Origin of the sequence: Streptomyces canus (genome assembly GCF_030816965.1) — a bacterium.
GTDB classification, from domain to species: Bacteria; Actinomycetota; Actinomycetes; order Streptomycetales; family Streptomycetaceae; genus Streptomyces; species Streptomyces canus_E.
In genome coordinates this window covers 7,565,080-7,590,717 of sequence record NZ_JAUSYQ010000002.1, presented here as the reverse complement: position 1 = coordinate 7,590,717, position 25,638 = coordinate 7,565,080, and the positions used below count along the sequence as shown (strand labels likewise).

The following is a 25,638-nucleotide window of genomic DNA, read 5'->3' as shown; positions in this document are numbered from 1 at the left end:
ACGCACTTCAGTGAGGCGATGCACATCGGCGGCAAGAACTCCATCGTCATGCCGCACCTCGCGGCTGTACGCCCTCAAGTCCCCAGCGTGAGCCGCGGCTTGGGGGCATCGGTGCGTCCGGTCTGCGGTCGGCGGCTGCCCGCGCGGTACGGTTCCGGCCAGACGACGCCGGGACCGTCGTACCCCTGCTCGGCGGCCGCGTGCAGGGTCCAGTGCGGGTCGTAGAGATGCGGGCGGGCCAGCGCGCACAGATCCGTACGCCCGGCCAGGATCAGCGAGTTGACGTCGTCCCAGGAGGAGATGGCGCCGACCGCGATCACCGGGACACCGGCCTCGTGACGGATCCGGTCGGCGTACGGCGTCTGGTAGGACCGCCCGTAGTCCGGGTGTTCCTCGGCCACGACCTGCCCGGTCGACACGTCGATCGCGTCGGCGCCGTGCGCGGCGAAGGCGCGGGCGATCTCGACGGCGTCCTCGGCCGTGTTGCCCCCCTCGGCCCAGTCGGTGGCGGAGATGCGGACGGTCATGGGCCGTTCCTGCGGCCACACTCCCCTGATGGCGTCGAAGACTTCGAGCGGGAAGCGCAGGCGCTTCGCGAGCGAGCCGCCGTAGGCGTCCGTGCGCCGGTTGGTCAGCGGGGAGAGGAAGCCGGAGAGCAGATAGCCGTGCGCGCAGTGCAGTTCGAGGAGGTCGAAGCCGGCCCGGGCGGCACGCCAGGCTGCCGCCGTGAACTGCTCACGGATGTCGGTCAGTTGGGCACGGCCGAGCTCGCGCGGGATCTGGTTGGAGGGCTTGTACGGGATCGGGGACGGCGCCACGACCGGCCAGTTGCCCTCGGCCAGCGGCTCGTCGATGCCCTCCCACATCAGCTTGGTCGAGCCCTTGCGGCCGCTGTGGCCGAGCTGCACGCCGATCGCGGTGCCCGGCGACTGCGCGTGCACGAAGTCGGTGATCCGTTTCCAGGCCGCGGACTGCCTGCCGTTGTAGAGGCCGGTGCAGCCGGGCGTGATGCGTCCCTCGGGCGAGACGCACACCATCTCGGTCATCACCAGCCCGGCGCCGCCGAGAGCCCGGGCGCCCAGGTGGACCAGGTGGAAGTCGCCGGGGATGCCGTCGGTGGCGGAGTACATGTCCATCGGCGACACCACGACCCGGTTGCGCAGGGTCAGACCGCGGAGCCGGAACGGGGTGAACATCGGGGGCGTGCCCGGCGCGCAGCCGAACTCGCGGTCCACTGCGCCGGTGAAGCGTGGGTCGCGCAGGCGCAGGTTGTCGTGGGTGACGCGGCGGCTGCGGGTGAGCAGGTTGAAGGCGAACTGGCGGGGCGGCTGGTCGAGGTAGAGGCCGAGGTTCTCGAACCACTCGAGGCTGGCGCGGGCGGCGCGCTGCGTGGAGGCGACGACGGGTTTGCGCTCCGCCTCGTAGGCCGCCAACGCCCTGTCCAGCGAGGGCTGTTCCTCCAGGCAGGCGGCCAGGGCGAGGGCGTCCTCGACGGCGAGCTTGGTGCCGGAGCCGATGGAGAAGTGGGCGGTGTGGGCCGCGTCGCCGAGCAGCACGGTGTTGCCGTGCGACCAGTGGTCGTTGACCACCGTGCGGAACGTGGTCCACGTGGAGTTGTGGGAGCGCAGGGGGCGGCCGCGGAGGGCTTCGGCGAAGATCTTGGCGCAGCTCTCCGTCGACTCCTGTGGGCTGACCTCGTCGAAGCCGGCCGCCCTCCAGACCTCCTCGCGCATCTCGATGATCACGGTGGACGCATCGGGGGCGTAGGGGTAGCCGTGGAGTTGCATCACGCCGTGTTCGGTCTCGGCGATCTCGAACCGGAAGGCGTCGAAGGGGAAGTCGGCGGCGAGCCAGATGTAGCGGCAGTGGTGCGGAGTCACATGGGGGCGGAACACATGGCTGTGGCGTTCGCGTGTCGTGCTGTTGACTCCGTCGGCGGCGATGACGAGGTCGTGCGTCTCTTCGAGGCCGGCCGGGGCCACCGTACGGAAGCGGAGGTCCACGCCGAGAGCGCGGCAGCGGTCGTGCAGTATGCCGAGGAGTCGTCTGCGGCCGAGTGCGGCGAAGCCGTGGCCTCCGGAGGTGTGCCGTACGCCCCGGTGCACGATGTCGATGTCGTCCCAGCGGATGAAGTCGGACTGCATCGCCTCGTGGACCACCGGGTCCGCGTGCTCGATGCCGCCGAGGGTCTCGTCGGAGAGGACCACGCCGAAGCCGAAGGTGTCGTCGGGGGCGTTGCGCTCCCAGACGGTGACCTCGCGCCCGGGATCAAGTCGCTTCAGCAGAGCTGCCGCGTACAGCCCGCCGGGGCCGCCGCCGATGATCGCGATGCGGGGGACGGAGAGGGACATGATCACCGTCCCTGCCATTTCGGCGGCCGTTTCTCCGTGAACGCGGCGTGGAACTCCCGGTAGTCCTCGCCGTTCATCAGGAGAGCCTGCGTCGAGGCGTCCAGTTCCACCGAAGCGGCCAACGGCATGTCCAGCTCCGCCGTCAGCAAGGCCTTCGTCTGGGCGTACGCCAGTGCCGGCCCGTCGGCCAGACGGCGGGCCAGGCGCGCGGCGGCCTCGTCCGCGCCGCCCTCCTCGGTCAGTTCGCTGATCAGGCCGATGCGCTCGGCCTCGGGAGCGCGGACCGGTTCGCCGAGCATGAGGAGCCGGGTGGCATGGCCGAGGCCGACCACGCGAGGCAGCAGATAGGCCGCGCCCATGTCCCCGCCGGACAGGCCGACCCGGGTGAAGAGGAAGGCGAAGCGGGTCGAGGGGTCCGCGACCCGGAAGTCGGCCGCCAGGGCGAGGACCGCGCCCGCGCCCGCCGCCACCCCGTGCACCGCCGCGATCACCGGGAACGGACACTCCCGTACGGCCCTCACCACCTGGCCCGTCATCCGGTTGAAGTCGAGGAGCTGGGCGGTGTCCATGGCGAGGGTCGCGCCGATGATCTCGTCGACGTCACCGCCGGAGCAGAAACCGCGGCCCTCGCCGGCCAGGACCAGGGCGCGGACGGACCGCTCGCGGGACAGTTCGGCCAGCAGGTCGCGCAGGTCGGCGTAGGCGCCGAAGGTGAGCGCGTTGAGTTTCTCGGGGCGGGCGAGGGTGACGGTGGCGACCCCGTCGGCGAGGTCGACGCGCAGGTGCCGCCAGTCGGAGGTGCGGGCGGCGGAGCCGGTGAAGGGACTCATGGCGTGCGGCCTCCTCGTGCTCGGACGAAGTGCGAGTGGCGAGGTTCCGGCGCATCCAGGTGCGCTCTCCCCTCGAAGCTATCACTCCTCTTTGACTGTCGTCACGAGTGCGCGATAGAGCACCCTGGTGTGACCTGGCCCGGTCACATCCGTCACGGCTCGTCGACAGACCGGCAACGGCGGGATCAGCGGCGGGAGGCAAGCCGTTGCTACGGGTAAGCCGCCTGCCAACGGGGCCGAAGGTCCCGTACGGCGCCCGCCGGACGACTCTGTCGACGGCGCCGTACCATTCATACGGTTGAAAGCAGGACAGCCTGCTCATGAACGGACCCGCCTTGCAAGATCGCCCCCCGGCCTCCGCCTCCTGGCGCATCGCGCTGCCGCACTCCGCCGCGGCCGTGCCCGTGGCGCGCGCTCTGGTCCGCACCGCGCTGGCCGAGCTGGAGCACGGGGCGGACTGCGACACCGCGGAGCTGCTGACAGCCGAGCTGGTGGCGAACGCCGTGGAACACACCTCCGGCGACACCCCGATCGAGCTGGTCGTGGAGTTGCTGCCGACCGGCTGCCAGGTGGAGGTGCACGACCCGGACCCGGCGCCCCCGGGCCATCTGACCCACCCGGACACCAGGGACCCGGATCCCTGGCAGGAGCACGGCCGGGGCCTGCTCCTGATCCGGGCGCTCAGTTCGTCGTGCGGGCACCGCCCGACCGAGACCGGCAAGGCGGTGTGGTTCCGTCTGCCGGTGGTGCCGCCGCAGTGGCACCCGGCGTGACGCTCAGGCCAGTGTCGCCACCAGGACCGCCTTGATCGTGTGCAGCCGGTTCTCCGCCTCGTCGAAGACCACCGAGTGCACCGACTCGAACACCTCGTCCGTGACCTCCAGGGACTCCAGGCCATGGGTCTCGAAGATCTCCTGCCCCACCTTCGTACCGAGGTCGTGGAAGGCGGGCAGACAGTGCAGGAACTTGACGTCCGCGTTCCCGGTGGCCCGCAGCACGTCCGTGGTCACCGCGTACGGCGACAGCGCGGCGATCCGCTCGTCCCACACGTCCTTCGGCTCCCCCATGGAGACCCAGACGTCGGTCGCGACGAAATCCGCCCCCCGCACACCCTCCTCCAGCGACTCGGTGAGGGTGATCCGCGCCCCGCTGTCCACGGCGAGCGCGCGAGCCTGCTCGACGACGTCCTGCGCGGGCCAGTAGGCCTTCGGCGCGACGATCCGTACGTCCATACCCAGCAGCGCACCGGTGATCAGATACGAGTTGCCCATGTTGAACCGCGCGTCACCGAGGTAGGCGAAGACGATCTCCCGGACCGGCTTCGCGGTGTGCTCGGTCATCGTCAGCACGTCGGCCAGCATCTGCGTGGGGTGCCAGTCGTCGGTGAGCCCGTTGTACACCGGCACCCCGGCATACGCGGCCAGCTCCTCCACCTTCTGCTGACTGTCCCCGCGGTACTCGATCCCGTCGTACATACGACCGAGCACGCGCGCGGTGTCCCGTACGGACTCCTTGTGCCCGATCTGCGAGCCGGACGGGTCCAGGTACGTCGTCGAGGCACCCTGGTCCGCCGCCGCGACCTCGAACGCGCAGCGCGTGCGCGTCGAGGTCTTCTCGAAGATCAGCGCGATGTTCTTCCCGTTCAGGTACCGCGTCTCGGCCCCCGCCTTCTTGGCGGCCTTCAGCTCGGCTGCCAGCTCGACCAGCCCGAGGAACTCCTGCTCGCTGAAGTCGAGCTCCTTGAGGAAGTGGCGGCCGGCGAGGGCGGTCGGGACTGTCGCCATGGGGGGCGCTCCAGAGGTGCGTGAACAGACGGACCTTGGAAGTCTATACGACTCTCAGCATTTATATACAGACTGCTGTACGACTATGCGATTGCGCGTTCCACAAGGGATCCCACCTATACGGCCTCCCGCTCCACCGGACAGCTCATGCAGCGGGGCCCGCCCCTTCCCCGCCCCAGCTCGCTGCCCGGGATCTCTATCACCTCGATGCCCTGCTTGCGCAGATGGGTGTTGGTGGTGGCGTTGCGCTCGTAGGCGACGACGACACCCGGCTCGACGGCGAGGACGTTGCAGCCGTCGTCCCACTGCTCGCGCTCGGCGGCGTGCACGTCCTGGGTGGCGGTCAGCACACGGATCTCGCTCAGCCCGAGCGCGGCGGCGATCGCGCGGTGCATGTGCTCCGGCGGGTGGTCGGTGACCTTGAGCTCCTTGTCGCCGACGCCGGGTTCGATGGTGTACGACCTGAGCATGCCGAGTCCGGCGTACTGGGTGAAGGTGTCGCCGTCGACCATCGTCATCACGGTGTCGAGATGCATGAAGGCCCGCCGTTTCGGCATGTCGAGGGCCACGATCGAGTGCGCGGAGCCCTCGGCGAAGAGCTTGTGCGCGAGCATCTCGACGGCCTGGGGCGTGGTGCGCTCGCTCATGCCGATGAGGACGGCGCCGTTGCCGATGACGAGGACGTCCCCGCCCTCGATGGTGGACGGGTAGTCGGCCTGCCCCTCCGACCAGATGTGGAACGTTTCGTCACGGAAGAGCGGGTGGTGGCGGTAGATCGCCTCGAAGTGGACCGTCTCGCGCCGGCGGGCCGGCCAGCGCATGGCGTTCACGGCCACACCGTCGTAGATCCAGGCCGAGGTGTCGCGGGTGAACAGGTGGTTGGGCAGCGGGGCGAGCAGGAAGTCGTCGAGGTCCATGACATGGAAGCGCACGGAGGTCGGTTCCGGGTGCGCCTCCAGGAACTCCCGCTTGGTCATTCCGCCGACGAGGGCCTCCGCGAGTTCCCCGGCGGGCAGCGCCTCGAAGGAGGCCCGGAGGTGGTCGGTGGCCAGCGGGCCGTACTCCTTCTCGTCGAAGACGCGGTCCAGGACGAGCGACCGGGCCGCCGGGGTCTCCAGGGCCTCGGTGAGCAGGTCGCCGAAGAGATGGACGGCGACACCGCGGTCGCGCAGCACGTCGGCGAACCCGTCGTGCTCGGCGCGCGCCCGGCGCACCCACAGCACGTCGTCGAAGAGCAGTGCGTCCTTGTTGCTGGGGGTGAGCCTTTTGAGCTCGAGATCCGGCCGGTGAAGGATGACGCGGCGCAGCCGCCCGGTCTCGGAGTCGACGTGGAATCCCATGCCTCCATCCTGACCAACGGGGGGCGTCTTGACCCCTCCGTTCGCCTTGCTTCTTGTTCTCGTCCCCTTGAGGAAAAGCGCCCCGCGCCGTTATCGTCCAACAGACGAAAAGAGGGGGTTCGATGGCCGACATCACCCGGCGCCTCGGCTGGCGCCATCTGCGCGGCGCGCCCACGGCGCACATCCGGCACCACCGCGGCGGCACACTGCTGCACGACGGTCCGGGGCTCAGCTTCTGGTTCCGCGCACTGACGGCCGCGCTCTCCGAAGTTCCGGTGGACGACCGCGAGTTGGCCATGACGTTCCATGCCCGTACCTCGGACTTCCAGGACGTGGCGGTACAGGCGACCGTGACCTACCGGATCGGCGACCCGGCGCTCGCCGCCGCCCGCCTGGACTTCTCGATCGACCCGGACACCGGGGTGTGGCGGGGCGCGCCCCTGGAGCAACTGGGCACGCTGCTCACGGAGACGGCCCAGCAGCACGCGCTCGACGTACTGACCCGGACGTCCCTGGCCTCCGCCCTGGTCGACGGCGTTTCGGCGGTGCGCGAGCGGATCGCGGCGGGCCTGGGCGCCGAACCACGGCTGCCGGCCACCGGCATCGAGGTGGTGGCCGTACGCGTGATGGCGCTGCGCCCCGAGCCGGAGGTGGAACGGGCGCTGCGCACCCCGGCCCGCGAACAGATCCAGCAGGAGGCCGACCGGGCGACCTACGAACGGCGGGCCGTCGCCGTGGAGCGGGAGCGGGCCATCGCCGAGAACGAACTGGCCAGCCAGATCGAACTCGCCCGCCGCGAGGAGCAGTTGGTGGAGCAGCGCGGTACGAACGCACGCCGGGAGGCGGAGGAGCACGCGGCGGCGGACGCGGTACGGGCCGAGGCGGAGGCGACACGCTCGGTACGGCTCGCTCGCGCGGAGGCCGAAGGAGCGCGCACGGTGGGCGACGCGAAGGCGCAGGCGCAGGCCGCCTGGTTGCGGGTGCACGCGGAGGTCGAGGTCGCCACGCTGCACGCCCTCGCCGGGACCCGGCTCGCGGAGAACCTGCCGAACATCGGCAGCGTGACGATCTCGCCGGACGTGCTGACGGGGCTGCTGGCGAAGCTGGGCGCACGGGAGCCGGAGTGAGTCTCGCACCGCGAGCGGTCCTGGTTCACCGCACCACGGAGTACGAGGAGCTGGTGGCCCACCACGGCACCCACGGCCAGGCCGCCTTCTTCCTCTCCTCCCGGCGCCGGGACATCGCGGAGGTCGCCGAACGCCATGAGCGCACCCGGCGGGCGCTCGCCGAGGTGACCTCCGCGATTCCCCTGACCTGGCGTCAGGCGCGGGTGGAACGAGCCGACCTGGACCGCTTCCTGTTCGCGCCCGAGGACGTCGTGCTCGTGGTCGGGCAGGACGGTCTGGTCGCCAACGTCGCCAAATACCTCTCCGGACAACGCGTGGTGGGCATCGACACCGACCCCGGCCGCAACCCCGGTGTCCTGGTACGCCACCGTCCCGCGCAGGCCGCGGCCCTGCTCCCGGCGGCTCTCGACACCACCGTGGACGAACTCACCATGGTCGAGGCCGTCGCCGACGACACACAACGGCTGGTCGCCCTGAACGAGATCTACCTGGGCGCCGCCGGACACCAGACAGCCAGATACCGCCTGGGCCTGGAGGACGACGGGGGTGTCGTCGAGGCCCAGGCTTCCTCCGGGGTGCTGGTGGGGACGGGCACCGGAGCCACCGGCTGGCTCCGCTCGCTCTGGCAGGAGCGGGGCGGCCGGCTGCGGCTGCCGGGCCCGACGGAGGACCGCCTCCTGTGGTTCGTACGGGAGGCGTGGCCGTCCCCCGCCACCGGAACGTCCCTGATCGCCGGCGAACTCCCCGCCCGCACCCGCCTCCGCCTCACCGTCGAGTCCGAACGGCTGATCGCCTTCGGGGACGGGATGGAGGGGGACGCGGTGGAGCTGACGTGGGGGCAGACGGTGGAGGTGGGGGTGTGCGGGGAGCGGCTGCGGTTGGTGGGGTGAGGGGTGACCGGCAGATCACCCCTCACGCCCGGCCCCGCGGCTCACAGCCGTGGGTCGACCGGCTCCGACTCCAGCGCCAGCACTCCGAACACCGCCTCGTGGACGCGCCACAGCGGCTCGCCCTCCGCCAGCCGGTCCAGGGCCTCCAGGCCGAGGGCGTACTCGCGGACCGCGAGGGAGCGCTTGTGGTTCAGGAACCTCTTGCGCAGCCGGTCGAGGTTCTCCGGGCGGGTGTACTCGGGACCGTAGATGATCCGCAGGTACTCCCGGCCACGGCACTTGATCCCGGGCTGCACCAGGCGGCCCTCCGGGCTGCGGACCACCGCGCCGAGCGGCTTGACGACCATGCCCTCGCCGCCGCGGCCGGTCATCTCCAGCCACCAGTCGACGCCCGCCCGCACCGACTCCGGGTCGCCGGTGTCGACGTAGAGACGCCGGGTGGTCTGGAGCAGGCCGGTGCCGTCGTGCTCCACCAGGCGGTCCAGCAGGGCCAGCTGCTCGTCGTGCGGGAGCGCGGCGAGGCTGCGGCCCTGGACCGCGAGGATCTGGAACGGCGCCAGGCGGACGCCGTCCAGACCTTCGGTGGTCCAGCAGTAGCGCCGGTACGCGTCGGTGAACGCTCCTGCCGCGTCGGCCCGTTCGCGCTGACGGGCCAGCAGGTCCGTCACGTCCACGCCCCGGTCGGCCGCACCCTGGAGCGCTGCCAGCGCACCCGGGAAGACCGCGCCGGACGCGGCGCCGACGGCCGCGTACTGCGACCGCAGCAGCCCGGAGGCCTTCAGCGACCACGGCATCAGCTCGGCGTCCAACAGGAGCCAATCAGTGTCGAGTTCGGACCACAGGCCCGCCTCGCCGATGGCCTCGCGTACGCGGTCCAGGATCGCCTCCGTCACCGACTCGTCGTCGAAGAAGGGGCGGCCGGTGCGCGTGTACAGCGAGCCGGTCGGGCCTCCCCCACTCTCGGCTGCGCTCGAGCGGGAGGTACCCCCACCGCCGAAGCGCCTGCGGGCCGTCTCCGCGTCCCGGCAGACCAGGGCCACCGCCCGCGAGCCCATGTGCTTCTCCTCGCACACGACCCGCTCGACACCGTCCTGCGCGTACTGCGCGAAGGCCTCGGCAGGGTGCTCCAAGTACCCCTCGAGGTGACTGGTGGCCGTCGGTGCCATGGTCGGCGGGAGGTACGGCAGCAGCCGCGGGTCCACCGCGAAGCGGCTCATCACCTCCAGGGCCGCGGCCGCGTTCTCCTCCCGGACGGCGACCCGGCCCGCGTGCCGGGTCTCGACCGCCCGGCGGCCGTGGACGTCGGCGAGGTCCAGCGGCCGGCCGTCCTGCCCGCCGGGCGCCTCCGACTTCAGCGGCTTCGTCGGCTCGTACCAGACGCGCTCCGCCGGTACGTCGACCAGCTCGCGCTCCGGCCAGCGCAGCGCCGTGAGCTTGCCGCCGAAGACGGCTCCGGTGTCCAGGCAGATCGTGTTGTTGAGCCACGTCGCCTCGGGGACCGGGGTGTGGCCGTAGACCACGGCCGCCCGGCCCCGGTAGTCCTCCGCCCACGGGTAGCGCACCGGCAGCCCGAACTCGTCGGTCTCTCCGGTGGTGTCGCCGTACAGGGCATGCGAGCGGACCCGGCCGGAGGTGCGGCCGTGGTACTTCTCCGGCAGACCGGCGTGGCAGACGACCAGGCGGCCCCCGTCGAGGACGTAGTGACTGACCAGGCCGTCGATGAACTCCCTCACCTCGGACCGGAACTCGTCCGAGACGCTCTCCATCTGCTCGATGGTCTCCGCGAGGCCATGGGTGTGCTGGACCTTGCGGCCCTTCAGGTAACGGCCGTACTTGTTCTCGTGGTTGCCCGGCACGCACAGCGCGTTGCCCGACTTGACCATCGACATCACGCGGCGCAGCACGCCGGGGCTGTCCGGGCCGCGGTCGACGAGGTCGCCGACGAAGACCGCGGTACGGCCCTCGGGGTGGACGCCGTCGGCGTAGCCCAACGTGCCGAGCAGCGACTCCAGTTCGGAGGCGCAGCCGTGGATGTCGCCGACGATGTCGAAGGGACCGGTGAGGTGGGTCAGGTCGTTGAAGCGCTTCTCGGTGACGACGGTGGCGTTCTCGACGTCCGCCACGCCGCGCAGGACGTGCACCTTGCGGAAGCCCTCGCGCTCCAGGCGGCGGATCGATCGCCTCAGTTCACGGATGTGGCGCTTGATGACCCGGATCGGCATGTCGGCCCGGTCGGTGCGGGCCGCGTTGCGCTCGGCGCACACCTCCTCCGGCACGTCCAGGACGATGGCGATGGGCAGCACGTCGTACTTCTTCGCCAGCTCGATCAGCTGCCGTCGGCTGTCCTCCTGCACACTCGTCGCGTCGACGACCGTGCGGCGGCCGGCAGCCAGGCGCTTGCCCGCGATGTAGTGCAGGACGTCGAAGGCGTCCTTCGTCGCGCCCTGGTCGTTCTCGTCGTCGGAGACCAGGCCCCGGCAGAAGTCCGAGGAGATCACCTCGGTCGGCTTGAAGTGCCGGCGGGCGAAGGTGGACTTGCCGGAACCCGAGGCGCCGACGAGGACGACGAGGGAGAGGTCGGTGACGGGAAGAGACCGTCCCGTGCGCTGGATCTCGGTCATGCCGCCTTCGCCTCCTTCTCGGTCCTGATCACCGCTGTGCTCAATTCGAAAACGGCCATCTGCGTGGGCGGTCCCACCTCCGGGTCGTCCGGTCCCACCGGCCTGAACTCCACGTCGTAGCCGTGCCGTTCGGCCACCGACGAGGCCCAGGCCCGGAACTCCTGCCGCGTCCACTCGAAGCGGTGGTCGCCGTGCCGGACGTGCCCGGCCGGGAGCGACTCCCAGCGGACGTTGTACTCGACGTTCGGCGTCGTCACGAGGACGGTCCGCGGGCGGGCCGCGCCGAACACCGCGTACTCCAGGGCGGGCAGCCGGGGCAGGTCGAGGTGCTCGATCACCTCGCTGAGCACGGCGGCGTCGTACCCCTTGAGCCGCTTGTCGGTGTACGCAAGGGAGCCCTGGAAGAGCTGGACGCGCGAGGCCATCCGCTCCCCCATGCGGTCCAGCTTCAGCCGCCGGGAGGCGATGGTGAGCGCCCGCACCGACACGTCGACGCCGACGATCTCGGTGAACTTCGGGTCCTTGAGCAGTGCCTGCACCAACTGGCCCTGTCCGCATCCGAGGTCCAGGACGCGGGCGGCGCCGGCCGCGCGCAGCGCCTCCAGGATCGCCTCGCGCCGCTGGACGGCGAGCGGGGTCGGCTTCTCCTCGGTCTCGGTCTCCGCCTCGACGGCGTTGTCGATGTCCTCGACCTCGCTGTCGTCGGCCTCGGCGAGCCGCACCAGCTCCAGGCGTTCCATCGCCTCACGCGTCAGCGACCAGCGGCGGGACAGGTAACGGCTGGTGATCAGTTTCTGCTCCGGGTGCGCGGGCAGCCAGCCCTCACCGGCCCTGAGCAGCTTGTCGACCTCGTCGGAGGCCACCCAGTAGTGCTTGGCGTCGTCGAGGACGGGGAGGAGGACGTACAGATGGCGCAGGGCCTCGGCGACGGTGAGCTGTGCGGACTCCAGTTCGAGGCGGACGTAGCGCGAGTCGCCCCACTCGGGGAACTCGGTGTCCAGCGCGACCGGTTCGGCCGTCACGGTCCAGCCGAGCGGCTCGAACAGACGGCGGACGAGTTCCGGGCCGCCGCGGGCCGCCACGGCGGGCACCTCGATGCGCAACGGCCGTGTCTGCAACGGGAGTTCGGGCTTGGCGCTGCACACCCCGCGCATCGCGCTGGAGAAGACCGCGCTCAGCGCCACCGCGAGCAGCGAAGACGCCGCGTAGGGGCGGTCGTTGACGTACTGTGCGAGCGCCGCGTCCGGGGCGCCGCCGCGCCCCTTGCCCTTGCCGCGCCTGACCAGCGCCACCGCGTCGACCTCCAGCAGCAGCGCCGCCGTGCAGCGCTGATCGTCCGCCTCGGGATACAGGACGTCCGCCCTGCCGTAGGAGGTGGAGAACACCTGCGCCTTCTCGGGATGCTTGTGCAGCAGGAAGCCGAGATCGGTGGCGGGGCGCTCGGGAGTGCCGGTGGTACTGATCGTCAGAAACATGCGAGTGGCCTCTCCGGCCGGTGGACGGGACAGGAACGCCGTACGTGCGAAGGCCCCCGAGGACGGTGATCCCGGGGGGCCGGCAGGACGACGTCCTCAGCTTCGCACGATCCGTCCGACCTGCGCCTTCGATTAATCGAAAGGCGCCGAACCGGTCACGACAACTGCGACTGGACCTGCGCGGAGATCAGCTCCAGGTGGTCCAGGTCGTCGAGGTCGAGGACCTGGAGGTAGATCCGGCGCGAGCCCACTGCGGCAAAGCGGCCGATCTTGTCGACGACCTCGGCGGGGGTGCCGGCCAGGCCGTTGGTCTTGAGCTCCTCGACCTCGCGGCCGATCGCGGCGGCACGGCGGGCGACCTCCTGGTCGTCCTTGCCGACGCAGACGACGAGCGCGTTGGAGAAGGTGATCGCGTCGGCCGCGCGGCCCGCCTCCTGGGCGGCGGCACGGACCCGGCCGAACTGCGTCTCGCTGTCCTCGGGCGAGCCGAACGGCATGTTGAACTCATCGGCGTAGCGGGCGGCCAGACGCGGGGTGCGGGTCGTGCCGTGACCGCCGATCAGCACGGGGATCCTGCTCTGGGCGGGCTTGGGCAGCGCGGGCGACTTCGTGAGGTCGTAGTGCTCGCCGTGGAAGTCGAAGGTCTTGCCGGGCTCGGTGGCCCACAGGCCGGTGACGATCTCCAGCTGCTCCTCCAGGCGGGGGAACTTCTCCTTCGGGAACGGGATGCCGTACGCCGCGTGCTCCTCCTCGAACCAGCCGGCGCCCAGGCCCAGTTCGACGCGGCCGCCGGACATCTGGTCGACCTGGGCGACCTGGATGGCGAGGACGCCGGGAAGCCGGAAGGTGGCCGCCGTCATCAGGGTGCCGAGGCGTATGCGCTTGGTCTCACGGGCGAGGCCGGCGAGGGTGATCCAGGCGTCGGTGGGGCCGGGGAGGCCGTCGGCGTCGCCCATCTTGAGGTAATGATCAGAGCGGAAAAAGGCGTCGAAGCCGAGGTCCTCGGTGGCCTTGGCGACGGTGAGGAGGGTGTCGTAGCTCGCGCCCTGCTGGGGCTCGGTGAAGATGCGGAGATCCATGGCTCCATCCTGCACGCAGGGGTTCGCCTTGGTCCCATCGGTCCCCGGGAGCTCACTCGTCCCCGAGCGGGTGGAATCCGTCGACGGTGTGCGCGAGGGATTGCTGCAGCAGATGGTTGATGGCGGCGCCGAACGCGGATCTGTCGGCGCTGGATGCCGATCTTCAGGCGGCCGGGGGTGCGGGGCGGGGAGTCGGTGAGGAGGAGGCCGGCTGAGGGTTGTCCGGCGGCGCAGGCCGGTGGGGGCTGGTCGCGCCCCGCGGCGGAGCCGCTGATGTCACAGCCCGCGCCCCTGAGTGGGTGCAGTCGAAGCAGGCCCAGCTGTACCCAGCCAGGGGCGCGGGGAACTGCGCGACCAGCCGCGACGAATCCGCTGCCGAAGAACTCACCCCGCCTCCGGCAACTCCTCCCCCCGATCCGCCAGTCTTCGCAGCATCTGCAGCACCCGGTCCCGCGACTCGTCCGCCGCGTCGATCGCTTCCATGCACTGCCAGTACGTCGTCTCGTCGTCCGCCGCGGACGCGAGGCCGACCAGGGCTATGCCCACCTCGCCGAGGAGACCTCCGAGGTAGAGGAGGGCCTGGCGGGCGTCGCCGAGCTCGGTGAGCTGGGCGGCCCGCAACTCCGCCATGGCGATGTCGGGGCGGTCGAGGACACCGCAACCGCGGCCCGCCAGCTCGGTCAACCCCAAGGCCTCGCCCCGGAGTTCGGGAGGCCCGGCGACCGCGAGGCGGCTCCCTATCGCCTGGGCCAGGGCCTGTGCCTGCCACACCTCCGCCATGACCTGAGGCGCCTCGCCGCCCCCGGCCAGGGCACGCCTGCTCGTCACGATGAGCCGCACCGCGTCCATCGGCTGCCCCCGTCCGTCCCGGCGTACCCCCGGGCACGTCCGCCCGAATCTGCTTGTTCACTACCCAGAGTGAGCTCGCTCGGAACGAAAAACCAGAGGTAGACGGAAATCTGTGGACAACAAATCGGTTTCGGACCACCATTTCATCACGGAGAGTGAAAGAGGACTGAACCCTTCCTTACGGCGCCGGAAACCTCCGCTCGTTCCGGTCGATCTTCGCGTCCAGCGCGGCCAGTGGATCGACGCCGAGCACCTCGCACAACTGGAGCAGATAGGCGAGCACATCGGCGATCTCGTCCGTGACACGGTGCGCGGTGTCGGGGTCGTCCATGACCCGTGCCGACTCCTCGGGCGTCAACCACTGGAAGATCTCGACCAGTTCGGAGGCCTCCACACTGAGCGCGGCGACGAGGTTCTTGGGCGTGTGGTAGGGCTGCCAGTCGCGGGCGGCCGCGAACTCGGCCAGCCGGCGCTGCAGTTTCGCCACGTCGAGGGGTTCTGTCACGGCTCCAGGTGTACCACCGTGACCCCTTCGATCCCGGCGACCCAGGAGGCGTCGCTCACCGCGCCGACGAGCCGGATGTGTCCGCGCTCGCACATCCGCACGGCCAGCCGCAGCAGTTCGGCGCGCTGCCGTGGGTCCAGGCTCCGGTCGAGGTTGTCGGCGAGCACGGTGAGCGTCTGCATGGCCGCGGGCACCTCACCGACCGGGTCGACCTCCAGCACTCCGGGCCCGGTGAGCAGCACCAGCGCGAGCGCGAGGTACCTCAACTCGCCGTCGCCCAGCCGCCCGAGCGCCGTCCGGCTGCCGTCCCCGCGGTCGAGCAGGGCCCGGACCGTCCCGGTGGGAAGGGTCTCGGCGAGGACGTCGGTGACGGGGCCCGCGCATCCGGCGCGCACCGCGGCGACGAGCTGCGCGTGGCGCCGGCCGCACTCCGTGCGCGTGCGCCACAGGACGTCGGCGAGGTTGCCGCAGCCGCCGAGGAGCCGTCCGGTACCGGTCGGGACGGGCAGGCGCATGCGGCCGGGCCGTGGGTCGCAGCCGAAGACGGAGCGCAGGGCGACGACCATCTGCTCGGCGGCGGCGAGGACGCGCCGCTGTCCGTCCGTCTTGCCGGCCACGCGCAGCGGCAACAGGGCGGTGCCGAGCCGGTCGTCCGGGAGCGGGGCACGGGTGACCGGCGCGGTCCCTGCCGTGTGCCAGGCGGCCTGTACGGTCCGGCGGGAGGGGTCGCGCAGGGCGGTCTCCAGCAGGACGAGCCCGCCGGAGGTCAACCGCTCCCCCACGATGCGCAGTTCGGGCTCGGCCTGGACCGCGACGTCGAGCCGGACCGGTCCCTCGGGTCCGTCGGCCGTGCAGCCGATCCGGAAGCCGCGGCGGCGCTGGGCGTCGGGGCGCGCTCGGTCGGGGACGCACGAGAGGGGGCGCGGGAACACCTCACCGAGGCTCGCGCCGCCACCGAGCCGAGCGAGTGCCTCGTACGCTCTGAGGGCGCTCGTCTTGCCGCTCCCGCTGGGGCCGGCGATCAGGGTCAGCGGTGCGAGCGGGAACCCGGCCCGCCGGTGGACGGCGTACGAGGACAGCCGCAGTTCGGTGAGACACGGCCGGTCGGGGCGGCGCCCACCGCCTTGCGACCGCTCCGCGCGCGGAGGAGCGGACTGAGCGGGCACGACAGAGGATGTGGGGGAGACAGGCATATCCGGACCGTAGGACTCCGCCACCGGCCGAACCGTTCCTCCGCAGCGCCCTTCCTACGAACGAGCGAACCGGTCCGAGGCTCACGATGCCGGCATGCCCGCGCCCTCCATCAAGCCCGTGACCTCGGTCCCGGCCGGTGTCAGCAGGAACACGTTGCGGTCCACGCGGTGCATTCCGCTCGCCAGGCCGAAGACGACGCCGGTGCTGAAGTCGAGGACCCGCTTGGCTACTTCCGGCTCCGCGCTGGTGAGGTCGAGCAGGACGGGTATGCCCGCCATCAGGGTCTCGGCGACCTCACGGGCGTCCGCGAAGACGTTGATCCGCAGGACGACGAAGCGGCGCCGGGCCTCGGTCTCGGCCTCCGGCATGGACCGGTGGCCGACCGCGGACGGCCATGCGTCCCGCCCGCGCAACGGAACGACCTGGGCGAGCCCCTCCCACTGTTCATCGGTGACGTCGTACCTGTTCACCGGTTGCCCCCGCTCCGACTCGCCTTCAATGCCTGCACCAGCCAATTCTTACGCCAAGTCACCCGTTCGGCCCAACAGCGACACGGTGCGCGACCGCGTGGGTCGCCCATCCCACCGCCGTCCGCCGTGCCGAAATGGGGTCTTACCCGCCTCACACCGGACTCTTGGCCTCCGTCGGCACCTCGCTCACCAGGTCCGATTAGCGTCCGATGTCGTGCTCCTGGCAGATACTCAGCTGTCGGCACCCGGCCGGCCGACCCAGCCGGCGGTGTCCACCGCCCCCGAACCGCCCACGCAGTGGCATCGCGTCCTGACGCTGCTCGCGGACGTCAGCCTTTTCATCGGCACGCGCGAGGTGTGGACACAGGCGGCCGTCCACCGGCCGGCCGTGGCCGCGGTCATCTCGGTCTGCTACGCCTCGATCCTCGTCTGCGGCGTCCTGGCCCTGGTCGTGCGCGGTCGGCGGTCCCTCGCACGCGTGGACCTGTGCGTGCTGGTGACCGGTCTGACGCTCGCTCTGTGCGCGTTCGCCCTGTTCCACCGCGGCACCGACGAGTCCGTCCTCACCGCCCAGGCGGCGCGCGAACTGGTCGCCGGGCACGGCGTCTACGGCCGTCCCTGGCCCTGGCTCTTCGGCGGCAACGGCATCGCGCTCACCCCGACCGTCACGGGCGGCTACGACTACACGTACGGCTATCCCCCGCTCGCGCCGTTGCTGACCGCGCCCCTGCTGTGGCTCGGCCACGGCGGGCTGCCGGCCATGGCGATGACCACGGGCGCGCTGCTCGTCGGCACGGTCGTGCTGTGGCGGCTGCTGCCCACGCCGTGGCGGCCGGCGGCGACCATGGCGTGCCTGGGGTTCTCGATGGTTTCCATGTACGGCCGTCTCGGCTACCCGGCGATCCTGGCACTGGCCCTGCTGGTGCCGGTGGTGGTGCGCTGGCCCCGGATCGGCAGGGGCGGGCGGCTGGGTCCTGCCGGGCTGGCACAGGCGGCCTGCCTGGGCGCGGCGTGCGCGGCGCAGCAACTGCCGTGGTTCCTCACGCCGTTCCTGCTCGCCGGGATCTACGCCGTACGGCGTGGGGAGCTCGGCGCACGGGCGGCGGGCCTGGTGGTGCTACGGCTCGCGGGGGTCGCCGCCACCGCATGGCTGCTGATCAACACGTACTTCGTCGTCAGCCAGCCGGTTGCATGGCTGAAGGGGATCGCGCTGCCGCTGCTCCAGGGTGCGGTGCTGCACGGCCAGGGCCTGGTGGGCGTGTCGCTGTACCTCACGAACGGCAGCGACCGGCTCGACTGGTACGGGTACGGGAGTCTGCTGCTGTTCGCCGGTCTGCTGGCGTTGTTCGTGCTGTTCGTGCGCCGCCTGGGCCCGGCGGCGACCGTGCTGCCGTGGCTGGCCTTCTGGCTGGCGACACGTTCGCAGGACGGCTACTACCTGATGATGACCCCGCTGTGGCTGGCGGCGGCGGTCACCGCGCCCGCGGCGGAGTTCGCGGGGGCCTGGCAGCCGTTCGCGCGTCGGCTCGCCGGCCCGTACCGGCGTCCGGCGCGGATCGCCGCGGCCGTCCTGATGCTGAGCCCGGCTCTGGCGAGCGCGGCGCTGGCGGCCACCGGCTCACCGCCCCTGCGCATGGAGGTCACCTCCGTACGCCACGACGCCCGCGCGCTCTCCCGGCTGACCCTGCGGGTGACCAACACGGGAGATCACGCGCTCACGCCGCACTTCACGCTGACCCGGGGCCAGGGCATGTACCCGTACTTCTCGGTCCTGCGGGGGCCTGCCACGCTGCCCGGCCACGCGACGGCGACGTATGCCCTCCGGCCGCCCGAGGGCACGTACGCCCTGCCGAGGCCGGGTCAGCGGATCCGGCTCCGGGTGTTCACGCCCTCGCCGCAGACGCTGTCGAGCGCTGACGTCACGCTGCCGACCGCGTGAAGCGGAGCGTGGCGGTGACCGTGGTCAGGCCGCGGATCATGCCCATCTGATTCCAGCCAAGGCCGAAGTGTTCGCGGTCCACCGAGAACTCGGCGGTCAGCGTGACCGCGTCGGCACTCGCGTCGTCGAGATGTGCGGTGAAGGACTGGGGGCGGCTGATGCCGCGCGCGGTCAGCTGGCCGATCACATGCACCTGGTCGGCGTCGCGCAGCTCGGCGCTGCGCACCGCGAAGGTGATCTCGGGGTGGTTCGCGACGTCGAAGAAGTCGGCCCCGCGCAGGTGCTCGTCACGCTTGGCGTTCTTGGTGTCGAGCGAGGCGGCGTCGAGCGTCACGGTGCCGACGGCCGACCCGTCGGCCCGCACCTCGCCCTGGCCGTCCACGGTGGCGAAGGCGCCCTTCACGGTGACCAGGCCCCACATCGTCCTGTGCTTCAGGGCGACGGTGGTGGCGGTCCGGTCGAGCTGCCAGGTTCCGGTTTCGACGGCGACGGTCATGATTCCTCACTCAGGTGGTCCAAATTTGGATGACATCAGGCTAGCCGATACTTCAAATTTGGACAATGGCTACACTTGTATCCATGGCCGACCCGTCCGAATGTCCCTCCGTGTCCGAAGGGCTCCTGCCGCCCGAGCTGCACGCCTGGATGCTGCTGCTGGCCGCGACGGGAGCCGTGGAGCAGGAGCTGCGCTCCGCCGTCAAGGACGGTCTGGACGTCTCGCACGACGAGTTCCTGGTGCTGTGCCTGCTGGGCGCGCGCCCCGCCGAAGGGGTGCGGATGACGAAGATCGCGGAACTCCTCGGCCGCCCCAAGACCCGGCTCACCTACCAGATCGCCTGTCTCCAGCACGCCGGTCTGGTCACCCGCAAGTCGGTGTGCGGCGACAAGCGGGGTGTCGAGGTGGCCCTCACCGAGAAGGGCAGGCGCCTGCTGGCGGAGTCCTCCGGCGGTCTCGCCGAGACGGTCAAGGAGGCGTTGACCCGGTTCATGGGCGCCGACCAGCGCGAGGCGCTGCGCGCACTGCTGCCCGATCTCGCCGTGGAGGCGAGGCCGGAGTAGTCGTCGGTGCGGTTGCGGGTACCCGGCCGGTGCCCGCGCAGACACCGAAGGAGGAGTTCATGGCGACCTCCGAGCTGCCCGTTCCTGTCGTACGACGGCCTGGCGCACCCCCGCCGGACACGTCGGCCCTGGAGCGCGCACTGCGCGAGCGGGTCGACGGCGAGGTCCGCTTCGACGCGGGGAGCCGGGCCGCCTACTCGACGGACGCCTCGAACTTCCGTCAGACCCCGATCGGCGTGGTAGTGCCCCGGACGCCCGAGGCGGCCGCGGAGGCGGTGGCCGTGGCCCGCGAGCACGACGCGCCGGTGCTGTCCCGGGGCGGCGGGACCAGCCTCGCCGGGCAGTGCACCAACACCGCCGTGGTGATCGACTGGTCGAAGTACTGCGACCGTCTGGAGTCCGTGGACCCGGACGCCCGCACCTGTGTCGTCCAGCCCGGCATCGTCCTCGACGAGCTCAACCGCCGACTCGCCCCGACCGGGCTGCGGTTCGGCCCCGAGCCGGCCACCCACGCCAACTGCACGATCGGCGGAATGATCGGCAACAACTCCTGCGGGGCCACCGCTCAGGCCTACGGCAAGGTCGTCGACAACATCGCCCGCCTGGAAGTGCAGTTGTACGACGGCACCCGGTTCTGGTGCGGGGAGACCAGCGACGAGGAGTACGCCGAGATCGAGCGGCACGGAGATCTGCGGGCCTCCCTGTACCGGCAGTTGCGCGCTCTGCGCGACACCTACGCCGACGAGATCCGCGCCCGCTTCCCGGACATCCCACGCCGGGTCTCCGGCTACAACCTCGACTCGCTGCTCCCGGAGCACGGTTTCGACGTCGCCGGGCTGCTGGTCGGCAGCGAGTCGACCCTGGTCACGGTGTTGCGCGCGGAGCTGGAACTGGCGCCGGTGGTCAAGGAACGCACCCTGGTCGTCCTCGGGTTCCCCGACATCGAGACGGCCGCCGACGCCGTACCGGCGATCCTGCCGTACGAGCCCATCGCGCTGGAGGGCATCGACTCGCGACTGCTCCGGGACGAGCGGATCAAGCACCTCAACCCGAAGGCCCGCGCCGAACTCCCCGAGGGGAACGCCTTCTTGATGGTGCAGTTCGGCGGGGAGACCCTCCAGGACGCCGACGAACACGCCCACCGCATGCTGGACGGCCTGCACGAGTCCGAGCACGACCCCGAGGTCGCCTTCCTCGACGACCCGTCCCACGAGCAGGAGTTGTGGCAGGTCCGCGAGGCCGGACTCGGCGCCACCGCGCACGTCCCTGGACGCCCCGACACCTTCGAGGGCTGGGAGGACTCGGCGGTCGCGCCCGAGCGGCTGGGCGACTATCTGCGCCGACTGCGCGGGCTGTACGACGAGTTCGGCTATCTCAGTGACACCGGGCCCAGTCTCTACGGCCACTTCGGGCACGGTTGTGTGCACACCCGCATCCCCTTCGACCTGTACTCCGCCGACGGGGTGGCCGCCTACCGGCGGTTCATGGAGCGGGCGGCCGACCTGGTCGCCGAGTTCGGCGGCTCGTTCTCGGGCGAGCACGGCGACGGGCAGAGCCGGGGGGAGCTGCTGCCGCGGATGTTCGGGGACCGACTCGTCACCGCGTTCGAGCAGTTGAAGGCCGTCTTCGACCCGCTCGACCGGATGAACCCCGGGAAGGTCGTGGCGCCGTACAAGCTGGACGAGAACCTGCGTATCGGCGGTGACTGGGCCCCGTACGACCCCCGCGACCTGCACTTCCGCTTCCCGCACGACGGCGGTTCCTTCGCCGAGGCCGCCAACCGCTGTGTGGGCGTGGGGAAATGCCGTCAGCACACCACCGAGGGCGGTGCGGTGATGTGCCCGTCCTACCAGGTCACGCACGAGGAGGAGCACTCCACGCGCGGGCGGGCCCGGCTGCTGTTCGAGATGCTCGACGGGCACGGCGACAGCGCGCTGCGGGACGGCTGGCGGTCCGAGGCGGTCCGGGACGCCCTCGACCTGTGTCTGGCCTGCAAGGGCTGCAAGAAGGACTGTCCTGCGGACGTCGACATGGCCACGTACAAGGCGGAGTTCCTGTCCCACCACTACGAGGGCCGCTGGTGGCGCAGGCCCCGGGCCCATCTCTCCATGGGCTGGCTGCCCGCCGTGGCGCAGGTGGTCGGACGCACCCGACTCGGGCCCGTGGTCAACGCGTTGACCCACACCCCGCCTCTGTCCAGGGCCGCCGTGGCGATCGCGGGCGTGGAGAACCGCGACGTCCCGCTGTTCGCCGACGAGACGTTGCAGCAGTGGTTCGCCCGGCACGAGCCGTACGGCGACGGGGCGCGCGGCAGCGTCCTGCTCTGGCCGGACACCTTCACCAACCACTTCCACCCGCACATCGGCCGGGCGGCCGTGACTCTCATGGAGCACGCGGGCTGGCGGGTGGTGTTGCCCCAGCAGCCGCTGTGCTGCGGGCTGACCTGGATCTCGACGGGACAACTCGCCACTGCCGAACGAGTGTTGGGCCGGACCGTGCGCCGTCTCGCCGAGCACGTCCGGGCGGGCGGTCTGGTGGTCGGACTGGAGCCCAGCTGCACGGCGGTCTTCCGGTCGGACGCGCCCGAGCTGTTCCCCGGCGACCGTGACGTACGGCGGCTGCGCGATCAGACGGTCACGCTCGCCGAACTGCTCACCGAGCACTCCCCCGGCTACGAACCCCCGCGCGTCCCGGAACGCTCCGCGAAGGCTCTCGCCCAGGTGCACTGCCACCAGCACGCGGTCCTGGACTGGCAGGCCGACCAGGAACTCCTGCACCGCGCCGGCGTCGACGCCGAGCGACTGGACTCCGGCTGCTGCGGTCTCGCCGGCAACTTCGGCTTCGAGCCGGGCCACTTGGAGGTCAGCGAGGCATGCGCGGAACGCGTACTGCTCCCGCGCCTGCGCGACGAGCCCTCCGAGACGGTGGTCCTGGCGGACGGTTTCAGCTGCCGCACCCAGATCCACGAACTCGACAGCGGCGGCCACGAGGCGGTGCACCTGGCGGAACTGCTGGCGTCCGCCCTGCCAGGGGCACCGGGCAGCGCGTACGGCGTGGCGCCGGGCGCGAGGCCGGCCACCCCGAGCCGAAGGGCCAGGGCACTGACCTTGACCGGAACCGGCTTGGCGGGCCTGGCGGCAGCGGCCACGGCAGCCCGGCTCCTCCGAAGCAAACGGTGAGTGGACCAGGGGCGCGGGGCTGTACTGAACCAACACATCGGCGCACCCCCAGAGGCGCGCTCAGCCCACCAGCTCCACCAGCACCGCCCTGGCCCGCGCCACGCGAGACCGGACAGTGCCCACAGGACACCCGCTCACCAGAGCCGCCTCCTCGTACGACAGCCCCAGCATCTGCGTGAGAACGAACGCCTCACGCCGCTCGTCGGGCAACGTGGCCAACAGGTCGAGCAGCACTATCCCGTCGTCGAAGCCGGGCACGCCCCGCGGCTGAGCGCGCTCGGCCGCGGCCTGCCAGTCCGAGCCGTCATACCGGCGGGGCCGAGCCGCGGCATACCGGAAACCGTCGATCACCGCACGGCGGGCGATGGACAGCAGCCAGGCCCGCGCCGAGGACCGCCCCTCGAACCGGTGCAGACTGCCGAGCGCCCGCAGAAACGTGTCCTGGGCGAGGTCGTCCACGGCCTGGGGGTCGGCGCACAGATAGGAGACATAGCGCAGCACGTCATGGTGCAGCGCGCGTACGAAGTGGTCGACGGCCTCGGCGTCACCGGCACGGGCGGCGAGCGCCCAGGCGGTGGTGGAGGCATCGGCGGACTCCCGTTGCGTGCGGAGATCGGCCGGGGCGGGCGGGGCGGAAGTGATCACCAGGTGTCCTTCTCGGGTCAGCCGTGATCCGGGCCACCGCTGTCATCGCGGTGCACAGGGGTGCGCGGCGGTCCGGTGAGGGGATGTGGCCGTACGGCGCCACATGTGCGGGAAGCACATATGTGGGTGCACGACCGAGCCCGAGGCGCACAGGGGCTTCCTCGGGGTGCCGTCTGTCGTCAGGCGACAGCGGTCCCCAGGGGCGGCCCCCGGTGGGTGATCGCGTGGACGAGAAGGAGAAGCCGGGGCTCCCGCTCCGAGCGGGGCCGGCGCGCCCGCAGCAGCGGGCGGTGCGGGGTGGCGGGCAGGGCGAGCAACAGCCGCAGCGGGGCCGCGAGCCGTCCTGCGACGGCCCGCAGGACACGGAACGCGGCCCTCTCGCCGTAAGCCAGCCAGAGGCCGGTCAGAAGCGCGGCGAGCAGGTGGGCGGCGTACATCCCGAAGGGCATCCAGAACGAGAGAGCACCGACGCCGTCCGACGTCCCCATGGGGGACACGCCAATGGAGTCCATGCCGCTCGTGTGCATGGACTCCATGTGCATCGCGCCGATGTCCTGCGCCGCCGGGGCGGGCTGCGCGAGGGAGAACGCCGAGTGCAGGACCGTCTGGGCAGCGACCACGACGGCCACGATCAGCGGCAGCCCGCGTTCACGGCCGGTCAGACACCAGCCCGCGCACCCGGTCACGACCAGGCCCGCAGCCAGGGTCCACCCGGGCACATGGGTGCCGGACATGAGGACGTGGCCCAGGGCGGCGAGCAGCACACAGACGGCCGCGAACACCGCGGCCCGTACCGTGCGAGAACACCACCCTGCCGTCATGGCGCCTCATCCTTCCATCCGGGCACCGATCACCACCTGTGGGTACGGAAAGCCACAGGCTCCCGCTCACTGCGTACGGCGGCTCCGTACGACGCCGAAGGCCCCGGCCGCGAGCCCCAGCACGCCGACGACCAGCCCGGCGACACCGAGACCACGGGCGGTGGAGTCGCTCGCCGAGGCCTGCGACGCCTTGGACGCGACCGCGGAGGTCTGCGACGCGGTGGCCGACGTGGTCCCGCCCGCCGTCAGCTTGAGGACCGGCGCCGGGTTCTCCGGCTCCTCGTCGCCCTGGGCGGCCTCCTCGATCCAGCGGACGACCTTCCCGTCGGAGTAGGTCTGGAGGGTCTTGAAGGTCAGCTGCGCGGTGTCGTCGGGGAGTTGACCGAAGGCGACGTCGAAGTCCTCGTACTGTCCTGGGCCGATCTTCCCGCCGGTCCAGGTGATCTCGGAGACCGCGTCGGTGATCGTGCCGTCGTCCGTCTTGACCGGTGTCTTGAGCCTGGTGTCGGTGACCTTCGCGGTCCACCCGTCGTGCGGGGAGACGAGCACGCCGAGCAACGGGTGGTCGGTGGGCAGGAACAGCTGGACCTTCGTGGTGCTCGCGGTGTCGCTCTCGCCGGGCACCCGGAAGGTCAGGGCTCCGTCGGTGGCGCCCTTGGCGTAGCTGTCGGGGTGGACGGTGACGTGCGCGGAGGCGGCGCCGGCGGCGGTCAGTACCGCGGCGGCGGCGAGGGCGCCGCCGAGGCCGATGCGACGCAGGGAGGTGCGTGCTGAGGACATGGGTGAGGGATCTCCGTACCGTCAGGAAAAGGGGAAAGGTCAGATCGCGTACGGGATCGTGGTGGGCGGTCCACGCCGGTGGACGGTGTGGCGGAGCAGGAGGGGACGAGGTGCGCACGGACCGTCCACGGGCGGGCGTACCGGGTCCGGGACGACCGGTTCGCCGTACCCCCGCCACCAGGCCGCGAGGCCCGGTACGAGCGTGACCGCTCGCCGCAGCAGGGACCACAAGGCCACCTCGCCGCGTCGGAGCCACCAGGTCAGCAGGAGAGCGGCCGAGACATGAGCGGCGGTGGCGTGCGGGGTCAGGGCGTGGGAGTGCGGTGCCGCCGTATGCGCCATGCGTACGCCGTGCATGGTCATCGTGTGCGTCGCCGACATGTGGTGCATCGCCATGCCGTACGGCGTTCCCATGGAGCGCGGGCGTGCCGCGCCGAAGGCCAGATGCAGTCCGCCCTGGGATGTGAGTGTGGCCCCGCCGATGGCCCCGAGCGACCGCTCCCGGCCGCCGAGCAGCCAGCCGGTCACGAACATCGGCACGAACCCGGCCGCCTGCGCCCACACCGGCGGCGCCATCCCGGTCGCCAGTGCGTGACCCCCGGTGGCCAGCAGCACGCACAGCGCGGCGAAGACCGCCGCGCGCAGGCTCCGGACCGCTGGGGACGCCTTCATGGCGACCGATACTCCCACGTGTGGTCGG

The 25,638-nt window shown here is 71.4% G+C and carries 22 protein-coding genes; 6 read left to right on the top strand and 16 right to left on the bottom strand.

Features of this window, described 5'->3' with window-relative positions:
- Window positions 1–74: 74 nt before the first annotated feature.
- Complete coding sequence (locus QF027_RS35890; protein WP_307079277.1) at window positions 75–2,351, bottom strand: bifunctional salicylyl-CoA 5-hydroxylase/oxidoreductase; 2,277 nt, start codon at window positions 2,349–2,351, stop codon at window positions 75–77.
- Between the two features lie 2 nt (window positions 2,352–2,353).
- The gene (locus QF027_RS35885; RefSeq protein ID WP_306975272.1) at window positions 2,354–3,181 is read right to left on the bottom strand and encodes an enoyl-CoA hydratase family protein; all 828 of its coding nucleotides are present in this window, start codon (window positions 3,179–3,181) and stop codon (window positions 2,354–2,356) included.
- A gap of 320 nt (window positions 3,182–3,501) precedes the next feature.
- Here QF027_RS35885 and QF027_RS35880 point away from each other — a divergent pair, with 320 nt between their 5' ends.
- The gene (locus QF027_RS35880; protein WP_306975275.1) at window positions 3,502–3,954 is read left to right on the top strand and encodes an ATP-binding protein; all 453 of its coding nucleotides are present in this window, start codon (window positions 3,502–3,504) and stop codon (window positions 3,952–3,954) included.
- 3 nt (window positions 3,955–3,957) lie between these two features.
- Here the strand turns inward: QF027_RS35880 and argF are convergent, their stop codons facing one another.
- Window positions 3,958–4,965 carry an ornithine carbamoyltransferase gene (argF, locus tag QF027_RS35875; RefSeq protein WP_307079275.1) on the bottom strand — a complete coding sequence of 336 codons (1,008 nt, stop codon included), beginning with the start codon at window positions 4,963–4,965 and terminating at the stop codon, window positions 3,958–3,960.
- 116 nt (window positions 4,966–5,081) lie between these two features.
- Entirely contained in the window at window positions 5,082–6,305 is a 1,224-nt protein-coding gene (locus QF027_RS35870; protein ID WP_306975279.1) for an arginine deiminase, read from the bottom strand.
- A 122-nt stretch (window positions 6,306–6,427) separates the two neighbouring features.
- Here QF027_RS35870 and QF027_RS35865 point away from each other — a divergent pair, with 122 nt between their 5' ends.
- Window positions 6,428–7,432, top strand: a complete 1,005-nt coding sequence (locus QF027_RS35865; protein WP_306975282.1) for an SPFH domain-containing protein — start codon at window positions 6,428–6,430, stop codon at window positions 7,430–7,432.
- Window positions 7,429–8,322 carry a hypothetical protein gene (locus QF027_RS35860; protein WP_307079273.1) on the top strand — a complete coding sequence of 298 codons (894 nt, stop codon included), beginning with the start codon at window positions 7,429–7,431 and terminating at the stop codon, window positions 8,320–8,322. The genes QF027_RS35865 and QF027_RS35860 overlap by 4 nt, the downstream gene beginning before the upstream one ends.
- 41 nt (window positions 8,323–8,363) lie before the next feature.
- Here the strand turns inward: QF027_RS35860 and QF027_RS35855 are convergent, their stop codons facing one another.
- The 7 genes from QF027_RS35855 to QF027_RS35825 form a co-directional block, all read right to left on the bottom strand.
- Window positions 8,364–10,943 carry a polynucleotide kinase-phosphatase gene (locus QF027_RS35855; RefSeq protein ID WP_306975286.1) on the bottom strand — a complete coding sequence of 860 codons (2,580 nt, stop codon included), beginning with the start codon at window positions 10,941–10,943 and terminating at the stop codon, window positions 8,364–8,366.
- Entirely contained in the window at window positions 10,940–12,418 is a 1,479-nt protein-coding gene (locus QF027_RS35850) for a 3' terminal RNA ribose 2'-O-methyltransferase Hen1 (RefSeq protein WP_307079271.1), read from the bottom strand. Before QF027_RS35850 ends, QF027_RS35855 begins: the two co-directional genes overlap by 4 nt.
- 155 nt (window positions 12,419–12,573) lie before the next feature.
- Window positions 12,574–13,497, bottom strand: a complete 924-nt coding sequence (locus QF027_RS35845) for an LLM class F420-dependent oxidoreductase (RefSeq protein WP_307079269.1) — start codon at window positions 13,495–13,497, stop codon at window positions 12,574–12,576.
- Between the two features lie 384 nt (window positions 13,498–13,881).
- Complete coding sequence (locus tag QF027_RS35840) at window positions 13,882–14,346, bottom strand: DUF6099 family protein (protein WP_306975291.1); 465 nt, start codon at window positions 14,344–14,346, stop codon at window positions 13,882–13,884.
- A 178-nt stretch (window positions 14,347–14,524) separates the two neighbouring features.
- Window positions 14,525–14,851, bottom strand: coding sequence for a nucleotide pyrophosphohydrolase (locus tag QF027_RS35835; RefSeq protein ID WP_266509161.1), 327 nt, complete (start codon window positions 14,849–14,851; stop codon window positions 14,525–14,527).
- Entirely contained in the window at window positions 14,848–16,044 is a 1,197-nt protein-coding gene (locus tag QF027_RS35830) for an AAA family ATPase (protein WP_306975294.1), read from the bottom strand. Before QF027_RS35830 ends, QF027_RS35835 begins: the two co-directional genes overlap by 4 nt.
- 81 nt (window positions 16,045–16,125) lie before the next feature.
- Entirely contained in the window at window positions 16,126–16,515 is a 390-nt protein-coding gene (locus QF027_RS35825) for a cell division protein SepF (protein ID WP_306975296.1), read from the bottom strand.
- A 214-nt stretch (window positions 16,516–16,729) separates the two neighbouring features.
- On the opposite strand from QF027_RS35825, the gene QF027_RS35820 reads away from it, so the two are divergent.
- Complete coding sequence (locus QF027_RS35820) at window positions 16,730–18,454, top strand: hypothetical protein (RefSeq protein WP_373430937.1); 1,725 nt, start codon at window positions 16,730–16,732, stop codon at window positions 18,452–18,454.
- Here QF027_RS35820 and QF027_RS35815 read toward each other — a convergent pair.
- On the bottom strand, window positions 18,435–18,950 hold the full coding sequence (locus QF027_RS35815) for a YceI family protein (protein ID WP_306975298.1): 516 nt from the start codon (window positions 18,948–18,950) through the stop codon (window positions 18,435–18,437). The two genes, QF027_RS35820 and QF027_RS35815, sit on opposite strands and share 20 nt — an antisense overlap.
- A gap of 83 nt (window positions 18,951–19,033) precedes the next feature.
- Between QF027_RS35815 and QF027_RS35810 the strand changes: the two genes are divergently transcribed.
- On the top strand, window positions 19,034–19,513 hold the full coding sequence (locus tag QF027_RS35810) for a MarR family winged helix-turn-helix transcriptional regulator (protein ID WP_306975300.1): 480 nt from the start codon (window positions 19,034–19,036) through the stop codon (window positions 19,511–19,513).
- A 59-nt stretch (window positions 19,514–19,572) separates the two neighbouring features.
- The gene (locus QF027_RS35805) at window positions 19,573–22,692 is read left to right on the top strand and encodes an FAD-binding and (Fe-S)-binding domain-containing protein (RefSeq protein ID WP_307079268.1); all 3,120 of its coding nucleotides are present in this window, start codon (window positions 19,573–19,575) and stop codon (window positions 22,690–22,692) included.
- Window positions 22,693–22,752: 60 nt separating this feature from the next.
- On the opposite strand, the gene QF027_RS35800 is transcribed toward QF027_RS35805, so the two are convergent.
- The 4 genes from QF027_RS35800 to QF027_RS35785 all read right to left on the bottom strand — a co-directional run bounded on the left by QF027_RS35800 (window position 22,753) and on the right by QF027_RS35785 (window position 25,610).
- Complete coding sequence (locus tag QF027_RS35800) at window positions 22,753–23,337, bottom strand: sigma-70 family RNA polymerase sigma factor (protein ID WP_307079266.1); 585 nt, start codon at window positions 23,335–23,337, stop codon at window positions 22,753–22,755.
- A gap of 179 nt (window positions 23,338–23,516) precedes the next feature.
- Window positions 23,517–24,158 (bottom strand): hypothetical protein, encoded by a 642-nt coding sequence (locus QF027_RS35795; RefSeq protein WP_307079264.1) that lies wholly within the window; start codon window positions 24,156–24,158, stop codon window positions 23,517–23,519.
- Window positions 24,159–24,224: 66 nt separating this feature from the next.
- Entirely contained in the window at window positions 24,225–24,938 is a 714-nt protein-coding gene (locus tag QF027_RS35790; protein ID WP_307079262.1) for a YcnI family protein, read from the bottom strand.
- A 39-nt stretch (window positions 24,939–24,977) separates the two neighbouring features.
- A complete protein-coding gene (locus QF027_RS35785) occupies window positions 24,978–25,610 on the bottom strand; it encodes a hypothetical protein (RefSeq protein WP_307079260.1) in 633 nt (210 codons plus the stop codon).
- Window positions 25,611–25,638 lie beyond the last annotated feature (28 nt).

Bases quoted from the DNA above. Each gene is read 5' to 3' on its own strand.
- QF027_RS35890 (WP_307079277.1), bottom strand. From the start codon at position 2,351: ATGTCCCTCTCCGTCCCCCGCATCGCGATCATCGGCGGCGGCCCCGGC.
- QF027_RS35885 (WP_306975272.1), bottom strand. From the start codon at position 3,181: ATGAGTCCCTTCACCGGCTCCGCCGCCCGCACCTCCGACTGGCGGCAC.
- QF027_RS35880 (WP_306975275.1), top strand. From the start codon at position 3,502: ATGAACGGACCCGCCTTGCAAGATCGCCCCCCGGCCTCCGCCTCCTGG.
- argF (WP_307079275.1), bottom strand. From the start codon at position 4,965: ATGGCGACAGTCCCGACCGCCCTCGCCGGCCGCCACTTCCTCAAGGAG.
- QF027_RS35870 (WP_306975279.1), bottom strand. From the start codon at position 6,305: ATGGGATTCCACGTCGACTCCGAGACCGGGCGGCTGCGCCGCGTCATC.
- QF027_RS35865 (WP_306975282.1), top strand. From the start codon at position 6,428: ATGGCCGACATCACCCGGCGCCTCGGCTGGCGCCATCTGCGCGGCGCG.
- QF027_RS35855 (WP_306975286.1), bottom strand. From the start codon at position 10,943: ATGACCGAGATCCAGCGCACGGGACGGTCTCTTCCCGTCACCGACCTC.
- QF027_RS35850 (WP_307079271.1), bottom strand. From the start codon at position 12,418: ATGTTTCTGACGATCAGTACCACCGGCACTCCCGAGCGCCCCGCCACC.
- QF027_RS35845 (WP_307079269.1), bottom strand. From the start codon at position 13,497: ATGGATCTCCGCATCTTCACCGAGCCCCAGCAGGGCGCGAGCTACGAC.
- QF027_RS35840 (WP_306975291.1), bottom strand. From the start codon at position 14,346: ATGGACGCGGTGCGGCTCATCGTGACGAGCAGGCGTGCCCTGGCCGGG.
- QF027_RS35830 (WP_306975294.1), bottom strand. From the start codon at position 16,044: ATGCCTGTCTCCCCCACATCCTCTGTCGTGCCCGCTCAGTCCGCTCCT.
- QF027_RS35815 (WP_306975298.1), bottom strand. From the start codon at position 18,950: ATGACCGTCGCCGTCGAAACCGGAACCTGGCAGCTCGACCGGACCGCC.
- QF027_RS35810 (WP_306975300.1), top strand. From the start codon at position 19,034: ATGGCCGACCCGTCCGAATGTCCCTCCGTGTCCGAAGGGCTCCTGCCG.
- QF027_RS35805 (WP_307079268.1), top strand. From the start codon at position 19,573: ATGGCGACCTCCGAGCTGCCCGTTCCTGTCGTACGACGGCCTGGCGCA.
- QF027_RS35795 (WP_307079264.1), bottom strand. From the start codon at position 24,158: ATGACGGCAGGGTGGTGTTCTCGCACGGTACGGGCCGCGGTGTTCGCG.
- QF027_RS35790 (WP_307079262.1), bottom strand. From the start codon at position 24,938: ATGTCCTCAGCACGCACCTCCCTGCGTCGCATCGGCCTCGGCGGCGCC.
- QF027_RS35785 (WP_307079260.1), bottom strand. From the start codon at position 25,610: ATGAAGGCGTCCCCAGCGGTCCGGAGCCTGCGCGCGGCGGTCTTCGCC.